This window comes from Nonomuraea sp. NPDC050227, from assembly GCF_044459705.1.
In the GTDB taxonomy this organism is placed as follows: domain Bacteria; phylum Actinomycetota; class Actinomycetes; order Streptosporangiales; family Streptosporangiaceae; genus Nonomuraea.
The window spans coordinates 921,446-935,489 of sequence record NZ_JBITJF010000003.1 but is presented as its reverse complement, the minus strand read 5'-3'; the positions used below and the strand labels follow the sequence as shown (position 1 = coordinate 935,489).

The following is a 14,044-nucleotide window of genomic DNA, read 5'->3' as shown; positions in this document are numbered from 1 at the left end:
CGCGCTACGCCTGTCCCACGTAGTCGCGCAGGTGCACGGCGGTGAGCGAGTCGCCCTTCGCCACCAGCTCGGCCGGGGTGCCGGTGAACACCACCTGGCCGCCGTCGTGGCCCGCCCCGGGACCCAGGTCGATGATCCAGTCGGCGTGGGCCATCACCGCCTGGTGGTGCTCGATGACGATGACCGTGTTGCCGTCGTCCACCAGCCGGTCGAGCAGGGCCAGGAGCTGGTCCACGTCGGCCAGGTGCAGGCCGGTGGTGGGCTCGTCCAGCACGTACGTGGTGCCGTTCCTGGCCATGTGGATGGCCAGCTTGAGCCGCTGGCGCTCGCCGCCCGACAGCGTGGTGAGCGGCTGGCCGAGCCCGAGGTAGCCCAGGCCGACCGAGTCGAGGCGGTCGAGGATCGTCCTGGCCTGGCCGCTCGGGAAGAACGCGCGCGCCTCGGCCACCGGCATCTCCAGCACCTCGCTGATGTTCTTGCCGCGCAGCCGGTACGTCAGCACCTCCGGCGTGAACCGGCGCCCCTCGCACGCCTCGCACACCGAGGCCACGTCGGCCATCATCGCCAGCTCGGTGTAGATCAGGCCGATGCCCTTGCAGGCCGGGCAGGCGCCCTCGGAGTTCGCGCTGAACAGGGCCGGCTTGACCCCGTTGGCCTTGGCGAACGCCGTGCGGATGGGGTCGAGCACGCCCGTGTACGTGGCCGGGTTGCTGCGCCGCGACCCGCGGATCGGCGACTGGTCGGCGACCACCACGCCCTCGCGGCCGGACACGTACCCGTGGATGAGGGAGCTCTTGCCCGAGCCCGCCACGCCCGTGACGACGGTGAGCACCCCGAGCGGGATGTCCACGTCGACGCCGCGCAGGTTGTGCAGCGTGGCGCCGCGCACCTCCAGCTGCCCCTTGGCCGGGCGGACGGAGGCGCGCAGCGCGGCCCGGTGGCCGAGGTAGCGGCCGGTCAGGGTGCCCGAGCCGGGCAGCCCGTCGAGGTCGCCGGCGTAGCAGATGCGGCCGCCGCCGGTGCCCGCCCCGGGACCGAGGTCCACGATGTGGTCGGCGATCTCGATCACCTCGGGCTTGTGCTCGACCACGAGCACGGTGTTGCCCTTGTCGCGCAGCTGCAGCAGCAGGTTGTTCATCCGCTGGATGTCGTGCGGGTGCAGCCCGGCCGTCGGCTCGTCGAAGACGTAGGTGACGTCGGTCAGGCTGGAGGTGAGGTGCCGCACCATCTTCACCCGCTGGGCCTCGCCGCCCGACAGCGTGCCGGACTCGCGGTCGAGGCTGAGGTAGCCGAGGCCGATCTCGACCAGGGAGTCCAGGGTGTCGCGCAGCCCCTGGAGCACCGGGCCGACGCTCGGGTCGCCGATGCCCTTGACGAACTCGGCCAGGTCGTTGATCTGCATGGCCGAGCAGTCGGCGATGTTGCGGCCGTCGATGCGGGAGGACCGGGCGGCCTCGTTCAGGCGCGAGCCGCCGCAGGCGGTGCAGCCGGTCAGCTTGAGCGCCCGGTCGGCGAAGGCGCGCGCCTGCGGCTGCATCGACTCGCGGTCCTTGGCCAGGTACTGGCGCTTGACCTTGGTGACCAGCCCTTCGTAGGTGAAGTTGCTGGTGCCGTACTTGATCTTCGTGGCGGGCTTGTCGAGCAGGTCCGCCCACTGCTCGGGGGTGAAGTCGCGCAGCTTGGTGTCGGGGTCGTACAGGCCCGAGCCGACCATGATCTGCCAGTACCAGGTGTCCACCGCGTACCCGGGGACCTTGATGGCGCCCTCGTTCAGCGACTTGTCCCGGTCCACCAGCTCGTCGACGTCGACGCCGGCGACCTTGCCGAGCCCCTCGCACTCGGGGCACATGCCCTCGGCGCGGTTGAAGCTGAACGCGAACGGCGGCCCCACCTGCGGGGAGCCCAGCCGGCTGAACAGGATCCGGAGCATCGTGTAGGTGTCGGTGGCGGTGCCCACGGTCGAGCGGGCGTTGGCGCCCATCCGCTCCTGGTCCACGATGATCGCCGCGCTGAGGTTCCGCAGCGAGTCCACGTCGGGACGGGCCAGGCTCGGCATGAAGTTCTGGACGAACGTGGTGTACGTCTCGTCGATCAGCCGCCGGGACTCCGCGGCGATCGTGTCGAAGACGAGCGAGGACTTCCCCGAGCCGGACACGCCGGTGAACACGGTGAGGCGGCGCTTGGGCAGGTCGAGGTCGACGCCGGTGAGGTTGTTCTCGCGGGCGCCGCGTACCTGGATGACGTCGTGGCTGTCGGCGGCGGTGTGATCGGCGGATCGGGTGCGTACGGCGTCGGACTTGGCGCTGGTGGCCACGGAATCCCTTCTTGTCACATCAAATGGGGAGCGGGTAGGCGATCGTACCGTACGCAGTACGGTCGCCGTGGGGCTCAGCGGGATCTGGCGATCAGCGACGTGACGAGCGAGGCGGCCAGGGGCAGCAACGTCAGGCCGACCAGGAACATCAGCCCGACCGGCCACAACCCCTGCCCGCCCCCGCGCAGCTCGCTCACCACCCCGGCGGCGAAGTGCACGAAGAACGGCGCGGCGGCGACGGCCCCCCACAACGGATGCGGGACGGCCCACGCGGCCAGCCCGGCCAGGACCGCCAGCGCGGCGAAGGCCGGCACAAGCGCCGGGGAGTCCAGGACGTCCTTCGGCGCGCCGGGCGCGACCGCGGGCGCGGTGAGCACGCACACGGCCACGGCGGCGACGCCTCCGGCGATCAGGATCACGGCCCACAGCAGGGCGGAACGCGGCATCTCTCTCCTCACACTGGTCCTGACGGCCAGCATGCCCGCGGCGGGGACGGGGACACGAGCGCTCGGATACTCAACCCGTCTGAGGAGAACCGGCAAGCGAGCGAGCCTCCCGCCGGGCCGTGGCCGCCGCCGCCGGGTCGCCCGCCGCCGTGTACGCCTCGGCCAGGCTGTCCAGCGCCCCCGCCAGGAACTCCTGCCAGCCCCGCGCGCGCCACAGGTTCACCGACTCCTCCAGGTGCGCGACGGCCTCCTTCACCCGGCCCTCGGCCAGGTCCACCCCGCCCAGCACCCACAGCGCGTCAGCCCGGTGGTGGGCCAGCCGGTGGGAGCGGCTCAGCAGCTCGGCCGCCTCGGCGACCGCCCTGGCCCGCGGGTCGTGGTGGCCGGCGTACAGCTTGGCCAGGGCGACCAGGCCCATCGTCTCCAGCAGCGGGTCGCGGATCTGCCGGTAGATGGCCAGCGCCCGCACCATGTACTCCAGCCCGGCCTCGAACTCCTTGGCGTGGGCGTGGGCCAGGCCGAGGAACTGCAGGGTCGTGGCCTCGAAGCGGGGGTTGCCGAGCTTGGTGGCCAGGTCGAGGCCGCGCAGCAGGTGGACGATGGCCATCCTGATGTCCCTGGTGCCGTAGGCGACGGCCATGCACACGTGCGCCCTGGCCTCGCCGCCCTGGTGGCCGCTGCGCTCGGCCAGCTCCAGCGCGATGCGGCCCGAGCGCAGGCCCTGTGCCATGTCGCCCCTGGCCGCCTCGCCCCAGGCGCGCAGCACGTACGCGTCGGACAGGCCGCGCCGCTCGTCCAGTTCGGTGAACATGGCGATCAGGCGTTCGGCGCCGTCGTACTGGGCGGCCATGGCGCCGCCGGTCTCGGTCCAGGTGGTGGCGTGCATGAGGCCGCGCCGGATCACCGCCTCGCCCAGCCGGTCGCCGGCGGCCAGGCAGGCGGCCAGCACCCGCTCGTGCAGCGCCCGCCAGTCGTCGAACAGGCCGCTCACGTCGAAGTAGCGCTCGGCGCAGCAGGCGGTGTCCCAGGCGACCTCGGCCAGGCCGAGCGCGCACGCCTGGCGGATCGCCGCGACCAGCGCGGTGCGCTCGGTGTCGAACCAGGCCATCGGGTCCTGCCGGATCTCCAGCGGCGTGCCGTCGGGCGAGCTCCAGCGCGGGGCCGAGCCGTGGATGATGGCCGAGGAGCTGCCCTGGACGCGTTCGGTCGCCTGCTCGGCCAGCGCCAGCCAGCCGCCGAAGGCCCGGCCGAGCGCCGCCGCGACCGCCTCGGGCCGGTCCTCCAGCTCGGCACGTTCGCGGGCGTACAGGCGGACCAGGTCGTGGAAGCGGTAGCGCGGCTGCCCGGCCGGATCGACGCCGCTGATCAGCACGAGCTGGGTGTCCACCAGCGACTCCACCAGCTCCTCGCCCACCGGCACGGGCAGGTCCAGCAGCGCGCCCGCCACCCATCCGGCGAAGTCGGGCGCCTCCAGCGTGCCGAGCAGCCGGAAGGCCCGCCGCGCGGCCGGTTCCAGCCCCACGTAGCTGAGCGCCAGGCTCGCCCGGACCGCCAGGTCGCCGGTCGCGAACTGGTCGAGCCGCCGCCGCTCGTCCTTGAGCTGCCCGGCCAGCCGGGTCAGCGGCCAGTGCGGCCGGGCCACCAGCCGGGCTCCGGCCACCCGCACGGCCAGCGGGATCCCGTCGGAGAGCCGGACGATCTCCGCCGCCGCCTCCGGCTCGGCCTCCACCCGCCCGGCGCCGGCGATCCTGGCCAGCAGGCGCACGCCCTGCCGCAGGTGCAGCACCGACAGCTCGATCAGGGCCGCGCCGGACAGGCCGCTCAGCCTGGCCCTGCTGGTGATGATGACGGCGCAGCCGGACGTGCCCGGCAGCAGCGGGCGCACCTGCTGCTCGGAGGCGGCGTTGTCGAGCACGATCAGCATGCGCCGCTCGGCCAGGCTGCTGCGGAACAGCGCGGCCCGCTCGTCCACGCTCTCGGGCAGCGTGGAGCGCGGCACGCCGAGCGCGGTGAGGAAGGCGGCCAGCACCTGTCCGGGGTCGGCGGGGCTGGCCTCGGCGCCGTGCAGGTTCGTGTGGAGCTGGCCGTCGGGGTAGTGGCGGGCGATGCGGTGCGCGGCGTGCACGGCCAGCGTGGTCTTGCCGACGCCGCCCATGCCCGCGATCACGCACACCCGCACCTGGCCGGGGCCCTGCGGCGGTTCGTCGCCGAGCAGGGCGGTGAGCTGGGCGAGCTGCTCGCCGCGTCCGGTGAAGTCGGAGATGTCGGTCGGGAGCTGGGCGGGGGAGCGCGCCGCGGGCCCGGCGGCGCCACCGGCGCCGCCGGGGGTCGGGTCGAGGGTGCCGGTGAGGATGGCCTGGTGCAGGCGGTTGAGCTCGGCGCCGGGGTCGAGGCCCAGCTCGGCGGCGAACACCCGGCGGGCCTCGCGGTAGCTGGCCAGCGCCTCGGCCTGCCGTCCCGACCGGGCCAGGGCGAGCATGAGCTGGCGGCGCGGGCGTTCGCGCAGCGGGTGCTCGGCGACCAGCTCGGTCAGCTCCGCGATGAGCACGGCGTGCAGGCCGCGGGCCAGGTCGGCCTCGATCCGGTGCTCCAGGGCCGCCAGGCGCTCCTCCTCCAGGCGGCGGGCGTGGTCGCGCAGTCCGGCGGTGAGGTTCAGCCCCGCGTAGGCGGGCCCGCGCCACAACTCCAGCGCCTGCCGCAGCAGCGTGGCGGCCTGTTCGTGGTCGCCGCCGGACAGCGCGTCGCCGCCGCGGCCGGCCAGGGTCTCGAAGCGTTCGGCGTCCAGCTCGCCGGGGTGCACGGCCAGGACGAAGCCGGCGTCGGTGCGGGTGATGCGGTCCTGGCCGAGCGTCCGGCGGAGCTGGTGCACGTACAGGCGCAGGTTGTCGGCGGCGGTGCGCGGCGGGCGCTGCTCCCACAGGGCCTCGACGAGCGTGGCGGGGGAGACCGGGCGGCCGGCCCGGCACAGGAGCTCGGCCAGCAGGGTGCGCTGCTTGCCGACGCCGAGCGGCAGCGGCCCTTGGTCATCCGAGACGTGAAGCGGCCCAAGTACGGCGAACTCCATCGCGCTCCCCGCAAGGACGTTGGTGCACAAGGAAGATCAAAGCTGCTTCAATGTGCATCAACGTCCGACTCCCGTCAACCCTGCGCCGACCGGGAGAAAAAGGCACCGGCGGGAGCCTTTCGTGGTAGCTCCCGCCGGTGGCTCATCCTAGGTCACGGGTGGCCGAAGGCGACCACCGAAAGGAAGTACGCGTACGCGATGCTGCGACATGTCCCCTTGAAGAAGTAGTGGGAGCAGACGCCCCAGTACAGGACGTAATAGAAGATGTAGTCCACCTGGTACTTGCTGTGGATATACCCCATGTTGCGCAGGGCGTACCCGTAGTCGTGCATCATGCACGCCTGGCGGAAGTCGTAGCCGAGCGGCTTGTCGGGTGACTTGGTGCAGTAGTCGTAGTACACGCCGCGCACCCACCAGCCGGCCGGCGTCTTCTTCCAGTGCACGTAACGCCAGCTGCCGTGGTAGTAGGCGTAGCTGACGCCGCAGTGGTTGAAGGCGAAGTGCCAGAAGTTGGTGCACCAGTACCACTTCTTGCCGTCCAGGTCGGCGTTGGAGGTCGGCGACTGGTTGGCGTAGTCGTAGGCGTTGGCGCTGCCGCCCTCCACCGGGTCGGTCTGCAGGAACCGTCCCAGTTTGGGCTGGTAGAGCCGCACGCCCATGAGGATCGTGCCGTCGGGGGTGTCGGCGGCCCGCTCGGCCGCGCCGTGCCAGCCGTAGCGCATCGCGGGCTGACCGGCGCGCGGGTTGCCGAACTCGTCGAAGTCCAGCGCCAGCGGCACGCCGTCGGCGTGGACCACGTTGATGTCGTCGTGCAGGTTCGTCAGCTGCAGCCGCACGTCGCCGGTCGCCGAGGTGACCGCGGCCAGGCCGCCGGAGATGGAGTGCACGTTCCTGGTGACCGCGCCGCCCTCCACGACCCAGGCGGGCGTGTCGTCGTCGGCGTCGAAGTGCTCGACCCGCTTGCCGGCCGCGCTCCACGCGCCGCCGGACAGCTGCTCCAGCGTGGTGGTGTTGCGGCGCAGCTCCGGATCCAGCGTGTACGACTGCCGCACCGCCCCCGACGTCATCTGCCGGACCAGGTCGGTGGTGTAGTACTCCGCCTTCAGCCCGGCCGGCGTGGCCGTGGTGCGGCCGTAGGCGTCGTACTCGTAGCCGGCGTCGGCCAGCCGGTCGCCGCCGTCGTAGGCGTGGTTCTCGGTGACCGCCCCCGAGCCGTCGCAGGCGCTCGTGGTCAGCCCCGTCCTGTTGGAGTTGGCGTCGTAGCCGTAGGCCCGGCGCGAGCACAGGCCGCTCACGGTGTCGTCCACCGAGGCGATCCGGCCCAGCTTGTCGTAGCCGATCTTCTGGGCGGACAGCCCGTTGTGGCTCACCTGCTGGCCGTGGATCGACCAGGTCACCGAGTCGTCCAGCAGCCGCGTCCCCGCCGCCGTCCGGTAGACCCGCGAGACCGGCGCGCCGGACGGGTCCCGGGCCAGGTCGTAGGACAGGCCGCCCGGCAGGCTCTCGTGACTGATCGAGCCGTCGACGGTGTACGTGGCGGTGAACGTCCCGGCCACCGAGTCGGTCATGGTGGCCAGCGCGCCGCGCACGTCGTCGTAGGCGTAGGTGACCGTCGAGGGCGCTCCGTCGGTCTTCCTGGTGATGCGGTCGAGGGCGTCGTACTCGACCCTGGTCACGCCGCCGTCGGCGTCGGTGTAGGACGTCTGACGGCCCAGCGCGTCGTACTCACGGATGATCGAGGTGCCGTTGGAGGCCGTGGTCCTGACCCCGCGCCCGGCCGCGTCGTAGGTGGTGCTCACCTCGGGCACCGCCGTCCCGGCCCCGCCGGACACGACGGTCTTCACGATGTCGCCCGCCGGGTTGTACGTGGTCGTCGTGGTCCTGGTCACCCCGTTGGCCGTCTCGGTCACCGACGACACGCGGCCGCCGGGCTCGTAGGCGTACACCTTGGTGACCAGCTCGGCCGGACGGGTGCCGCTGTCGCCGACGCCCGTCTTGGACCTCGTCCGGCACAGCTGCCCGGCCCACTCGGCCTTGCCGCCGCACGCGCCGGCGCCGTCGGCCGTGTAGTACTCGCTGGTCGTGGTGCCCGCGTCGTCGCCCGACGACTTCGGCATCGTGGTGGCGACCACCCGGCCGTCGGAGTCGTACGTGGTGGTCTTGGTGATCGCCAGGCCGCCGGGGTCCTCCACGGTCCTGACGCTCTTGCCGGTGTTCCAGTCGTAGTACGTCCGGCTCGTGCGCACGTCGGCGTCCGAGGTCGCGCCGGGCACGTACGCGCCCACCGCCACCGTCGTGGCCAGGTTCGACACCTTGGCGTCGGCCGGCCGGCCCTCGTCGAAGGTGTTGACCGTGTGCTTCCTGGCCGCGACCTGCGTGCCGTTCAGCGTGACCAGGTGCAGCGGGCCCAGCTCGGAGACCATCCGCTGCCCGTCGGAGCTGTAGGCGGACTCCTCGGCCAGCAGCCGCGCCCGGTCCGCGGGCGAGGCGTTGAGCAGCCCGAGCCGGGTCAGCTCGGCGCCCGCGTCCGGCGTCTGGGCCAGGGCGAGCGCCCTGTTGCCGGCCGACAGCGACAACACCGTGTTGCCCTGCGCGTCGTACTGGCTGGTGGAGACCGCGCCGCCGGGCTCCACCCGGTTGACCGTCTGCCCGGAGGCGTTCAGGTAGGTGATCGTGGCCCGGCCGTAGTCGGAGGCGGCCAGGCCGCCGCGCCCGGTGTGGTTGGCCGGCACCTGGTCGGCCGGGAAGATCGCGGTCGCGTCCACCGGGGAGTCGCTCTGCCCCCAGGCGGCCGTGGCCGTCTCGCTCATCCCGTAGGGCGCCCCCGTCCCGCTGATCGGCACGTCGTAGACCACCGACGTGACCGCGGTGCCGTTCGTCTCGCTCGGCGTGCCGGGCCGCAGCGTCGGGCGGGAGACCGCGAGCAGCATGCCGTCCGCGGCGGTGTCGGCGTTGCCCGCCTTGCCGTAGCTGAACGTCCACGGCAGCTCGCCGGGCGGGGTGTAGCGGTTCACCCGGCCGCCGAGGTCGTAGTCGTAGCGCGTCCTGATGTCGGGGGTGGCCGGGTTCCACTGCTCGCGCAGGCGGCCCAGGTCGTCGTAGCGGTACTCCGACAGGCCCAGCGGCGCGCTCGCGCCGCCCTCCCACAGGCTGATCGCCTTGACCTGCCCGGCCACGTCGCCGAGCTGCGCGCCCGCGGTCGTGGTCGTGGCGTAGTCCAGCTTGATCAGGCGGCAGCCCTGCGGCAGGCTCGCCAGCGTGTCCACGTCGCAGTCGGCCTGCGTGTACGACGGCGCGATGATCTTGACCGGCCGGGCCAGCGCCTTGCCGTCCGAGCCGGTCACCGACTGCCACACGAACGCCGTGCTGCCCTTGCCGCTGGCCGGGTAGACCGCCCGCACCAGGTAGATCGGCGCGGCGGCGTCCACCTTCGCGAACACCGTGCGCTCGGCCGAGTTCGTGTCCGACAGGGTGTAGCGGTCGGCCGCGGCGTCGAAGGTCAGCTTCAGGCTCGCCGCGTCCTGCTGCGGCTCGTACGAGCCGTCGGCGTTCTTGGTGAAGGCCACCGCCGAGCCCTCGCCGCTCAGCTCGACCGAGGTGGCGGAGGTGGCCCGCAGCTGGGCGAACGTGCCCTGACCCGACTGGGCGAGCCCGGTCGGCGTCCACTCGGTGCCGAAGATCGCCGCCACGCCGGGCAGCGCCGAGCCCTTGCGCGGGTCACGCGAGGAGAACGAGCGCATCAGGCCGATGCCGTACACGTTGGCGTCCGTGGCGGCCATCCTGAAGTCGCCGGTCAGCGTGTTGACCGAGCCGGGGCCGACCGGCTGGGTGGAGGCGCCCTCGCCGTCCCGGTCCACGACCAGGTCCACCGGCTGGGAGGCGGCCGTGCCCGAGGAGGTGACGAACTCGGCCCTGATCTCGATCGAGCCGTCCTCGGTCAGCGTGTGCGTGGTGTCCCAGACCAGCTCGGGCGAGGCGCCCGCGCTCATCGCCACCGGCCAGGCGACCGCCGAGCCGTCGGACTTCCTGCGCACGTCGGCCGCCGGCACCTGATGCCAGGAGTCGGCCTCGCCGCGCCGGTAGGAGAAGGCGACCGCGCTCAGCCCCGCGCTGCCGGTGGCCGACAGGACCGTCCGGCGGGCGGTGGACTGCCCGTCCTTGGGCGAGGTGACCGCCGAGCCGCCCGCGTTGAACGCGTACGTCGTCGCCTCCGACAGATTGCCCGCCTTGTCCTTGACCCACGCCTTGAGCGTGTGCGGGCCGTCGGCGGGGGGCGTCCAGCTCACCGTGTGCGGCGCGCCGGAATTGGCGGCGGACTGCTGGGCGCCGCCGTCGAACGACCACAACACCGAGGACGCGTCGGCCGAGGCCGGCGTGATGGTGAACTGGCCGGCCTGGCCCGAGCCCTTGGCCCAGGCGTCCTGCGGGTAGTCGTTCGAGGACACCTCGGGGGCGGGCGGCGGGGCGGCGTCCACCGTGAAGGCGAACCACGCCGACCAGGGGCCGTAGTCGGCGCCGTCGTACGAGCGCACCCGCCAGGCGTACGACGTGCTCGCCAGGGCCGTGCCGGCCTTCCAGGAGGCGGTGGCGCCGTTCGCCACGTTCGCGGCCGAGCCGCCGGTCACCTTGGTCGCGTGGTCGGCCGTCCAGATCTCGAAGTCGGCCCGCTGCGCCTGCCCGTCGGCGTCGCTCACCTTGGCCGACAGCGTCGGCTGCGCCGCGCCCACCACGGCCGGGCTGGCGCACACCGAGCAGGGCGCGACGGCCAGGGCCGACGGCGTGCCCGGCAGCGAGTTGTAGGTGATCGCGATGTTGGGGTTGTTGGCGAAGCGCTTCCAGTAGTAGTTGTCGGTCTCGCTGCCGGCCTTGACCATGAAGGTGACCGACGTGCCGTTCGCGCTCACCACGCTCTGCACCGCGCTGGTGACGTCCCAGCCGACCCAGGCCGCCGGGCAGCTCGACGCGCCGCCCTGACCGGCCGACGACCAGCCGTAGGCGACGTTCTTGGCGCCGATGTTCAGGTTCGAGGCGGGCTGGTTGTTCCACGTCGTGCCCGAGCCGACGGCCGCGGTCCTGTGCAGCTCGACGTTCCGCGCCGAGCAGGACCAGGCCCACGTCTCCTTGATGTTGAACGTGGCCGCCGTGATGTGCTTGCCGGCCAGGCCCGACAGGCCCATGTTGAAGAACGAGCGCCGCTTGTAGCCGCCGCCGTTGCTGGTGCCGGCCGTCGCGTCGTTCGCCGAGTTCCAGTACGCGCTGGTGGGATAGGCCGAGTCCACGTACGTCCAGCCGGACTTGGCCGAGGTGAAGCTCGGGTCGATCGTCACCGGGTAGACCGTGGCGGGGTCGGCCAGCAGCGCGGCGTCGGGGGTGACGCGCAGCTCGCGGCCCGACAGCCGCACGCCCATCCTGGCCCGCCGGCCCGGCTGGGCGGCCAGCGCCGGGGTGGCCGGGTTGCGGGTCATGGCCGACTCGGTGGCGGCGTCCCACATCTCCGGCGCCGCCGAGCCGAACACCGGCTCGCCCTTGGCGTCGAGGATCGAGACGTTGCCGTGCTTGTCGGTCCTGACCTCGCCCTTCTTCACCGACGTGGCGAACGTCAGCTCCTTCAGCGCCGGGTTCGCCGCGGCCTGCCGGGTCTTGACGACGAGCTTCTCGGCGAAGCCGTCCACGTCCGCGGTCAGCACCAGGTCCACGCCCGGCAGCACGTCGGGGTAGGTGGCGGTGGCGCCGTCCAGCACCGGCTCGGGCAGGGAGCCGAGCGGCGTGCCGAGCGTGAGGCGGGTGCCCCGCTCGGCGGCGGTGACCAGCGGGCCGTCGCCGCCGCCGGAGAAGCTGTAGGAGACCGCGGCGGCCTTCGGCGCGACCGTGCCGTCCTGGCCCGCCGCGAGCGTCGGGTCGGCGGGCACCCACGCCTCGCCCCGCTTGACCCGGACCGGGCGGTAGCGGTGCTCCTGGGTGACCGTGCCGGCCGGGTTGACGAAGAACTCGTCGGTCTCGGTGGTCAGCGAGGCCGCCCTGATCCGCTTGCCGCAGACCGCGGCGGCCAGCCGGGCGGAGATCTCGGTGGGCATCTCGTCCGGGCAGGCGACCGCCGCCTGCGCCTTGGCGGGCGCGGGCGGGGCGGCCCGCGCGGGAAGCGGCACGAGGGCCGTGGATGTCAGCAACAGGGCGACGAGCGGCGGTAAGGGAGTCAGCCGCCTGGGTTTCTTCAACACCGTCCAACCTCCGCGGGGGGTGTAAGGCCGTTCGGTGCTCAGCGTGAGCAGCGGCTGTATAGGCGGCGTATAGATCCCGTAGGCGGCCAAAACCGGTTGCGGCGCGCCGCGGGCGGCTGTTGTACTTCCCGGCGGCACCGATCGCCGGACGAAGGAGCGGATCGATGAGGACAGCGTTCATGACCTCCCAGCACAGGACACCCACCTATTCAGAGGGCATGACGCTTCTTGAGATCCCCGCTCACCAGGACCCGTCCGCAGGTAGCTAGACCCGCCCGGCAGGCCCTGCGCCACCTGCGGCCCGCCCCGCGCGCCGCGCTCGCGCTGGGCGCCGCCACCGCCGCGGCCACCGCGCTGCCGCTGGCCGCGCCGCACGTCACCCGCCGCTTCGTCGACGACGCCGCCGGCGGCGCCGGGCTGCGCCACCTGATCGTGATCGCGCTCGCCTACCTCGCCCTGGCCGCCGCCGGTCAGGCCGCCCGCATGGCCGCCGCCTGGCTCGCCGGCCGCCTGGCCTGGGACGGCACCAACCGCCTGCGCGAACACCTGGCCGGGCACGTGCTCGGCCTCGACCTGGCCTTCCACGCCCGCCACTCGCCCGGCGAGCTGATCGAACGCGTCGACGGCGACGTGGCGGCCGTGGCCGAGTTCGTCGTCGCCTTCGTCCTCGACGTCGTGGCCGGGCTGCTGCTGGCCGGCGTGCTCGCCGTCGTGTTCACCGTCGACTGGCGGCTGGGCGCGGCGCTGCTGGCCTACTGCCTGCTGACCGGGCTCGCCATGACGGGCGCGCAGCGGCTCGCCGTGCCGTCGGCGACCCGGTCGCGGGAGGCGAGCGCCGCGCTCTACGGCCACCTCGAAGAGCGGCTGGCCGGAGCCGAGGACCTGCGGGCCAACGGCGCGGGCGGGCACGCGCTCGGCCGCTTCCACCAGGTCGCCGGGGCCTGGTTCCGCGCCGAGTGGCACGGCTCGCGCATCGCGGGCGGCCTGCTCGCGGCCACGAACGTGGCGTTCGCGGCCGGGACCGCGCTGATGCTCGCCCTGGCCGCCTGGCTGCTGGACGCCGGGGCGCTCACGGTCGGCACCGCCGTGCTGCTCTTCCAGTACACCCTGATGATCCGCACGCCGTTCGAGCGGCTGATCGACCAGCTCAGGCAGTTCCAGGGGGCGCTGGCCGGGTTCGCCCGCATCGGCTCCCTGCTGGCCGAGCGGCCCGCGCTGCCCGTCCGCGCCGCGCCCCGGCCGCTGCCCGCCTCGGGCGCGCTCGGCCTGCGGCTGGACGACGTGAGCTTCGCCTACCCCGACGACGGCGAGACCGCTCTGTCGGGCATCACCCTCACCCTGGCCCCCGGCGAACGCCTGGGCCTGGTCGGACGCACCGGCAGCGGCAAGACGACCCTCGCCAAGCTGCTGCTGCGCCTGTACGACCCGACCGGCGGCACCGTCGAGATCGGCGGCCTCGACCTGCGCGAGTGCGACCCGGAGTCGCTGCGCCGCCGGGTCGGCGTGGTCACCCAGGACGTACGGCTGTTCGACGGCAGCGTCCGCGACAACCTCACGCTGTTCGGCGCCCTGACCGACCCCCGCCACGACGACGCTCACCTGCTGGAGGTGCTGGCCGGGGTGGGGCTGGGCGACTGGCCGGTCGCGCTGCCCGGCGGGCTCGACGGCGAGCCGGGCGGCCTGTCGGCGGGGGAGGCCCAGCTGCTCGCCTTCGCGCGGGCCTTCCTGGCCGACCCCGGCCTGGTGATCCTGGACGAGGCGTCCAGCAGGCTCGACCCGGCCACCGAACGGCACGTCGAGGACGGCGTACGGCGGCTGCTGGACGGGCGGACCGGCGTGCTCATCGCGCACCGGCTCTCCTCGCTGGCGCACGTGGACAAGATCGCCGTGCTGGAACGCGGCAAGCTCGTCGAGTACGGCCGCCGCGCCGACCTGGCCGCCGACCCCGGCAGCAGGTTCGGCCGGCTGCTGGACGCCGCGGGGGTGAGCCGGTGAGCGCGCG

At 73.3% G+C, this 14,044-nt stretch carries 5 protein-coding genes; 1 reads left to right on the top strand and 4 read right to left on the bottom strand.

The window, feature by feature from the left end:
- Positions 1-4: 4 nt before the first annotated feature.
- The 4 genes from ACIBK9_RS16575 to ACIBK9_RS16560 all read right to left on the bottom strand — a co-directional run bounded on the left by ACIBK9_RS16575 (position 5) and on the right by ACIBK9_RS16560 (position 11,991).
- Positions 5-2,314 (bottom strand): ATP-binding cassette domain-containing protein, encoded by a 2,310-nt coding sequence (locus tag ACIBK9_RS16575; protein ID WP_397158881.1) that lies wholly within the window; start codon positions 2,312-2,314, stop codon positions 5-7.
- Positions 2,315-2,388: 74 nt separating this feature from the next.
- Positions 2,389-2,760, bottom strand: a complete 372-nt coding sequence (locus tag ACIBK9_RS16570) for a hypothetical protein (RefSeq protein ID WP_397158879.1) — start codon at positions 2,758-2,760, stop codon at positions 2,389-2,391.
- Positions 2,761-2,830: 70 nt separating this feature from the next.
- The gene (locus tag ACIBK9_RS16565; protein ID WP_397158877.1) at positions 2,831-5,824 is read right to left on the bottom strand and encodes a BTAD domain-containing putative transcriptional regulator; all 2,994 of its coding nucleotides are present in this window, start codon (positions 5,822-5,824) and stop codon (positions 2,831-2,833) included.
- A 152-nt stretch (positions 5,825-5,976) separates the two neighbouring features.
- Positions 5,977-11,991 carry a phospholipase A2 gene (locus tag ACIBK9_RS16560; protein WP_397158875.1) on the bottom strand — a complete coding sequence of 2,005 codons (6,015 nt, stop codon included), beginning with the start codon at positions 11,989-11,991 and terminating at the stop codon, positions 5,977-5,979.
- Positions 11,992-12,270: 279 nt separating this feature from the next.
- Here ACIBK9_RS16560 and ACIBK9_RS16555 point away from each other — a divergent pair, with 279 nt between their 5' ends.
- Positions 12,271-14,037 (top strand): ABC transporter ATP-binding protein, encoded by a 1,767-nt coding sequence (locus ACIBK9_RS16555; protein ID WP_397158873.1) that lies wholly within the window; start codon positions 12,271-12,273, stop codon positions 14,035-14,037.
- Positions 14,038-14,044: the final 7 nt, after the last annotated feature.

What these genes read in the sequence shown, in the direction of transcription:
- ACIBK9_RS16565 (WP_397158877.1), bottom strand. Translation starts at nt 5,824, where the DNA reads ATGGAGTTCGCCGTACTTGGGCCGCTTCACGTCTCGGATGACCAAGGG.
- ACIBK9_RS16570 (WP_397158879.1), bottom strand. Translation starts at nt 2,760, where the DNA reads ATGCCGCGTTCCGCCCTGCTGTGGGCCGTGATCCTGATCGCCGGAGGC.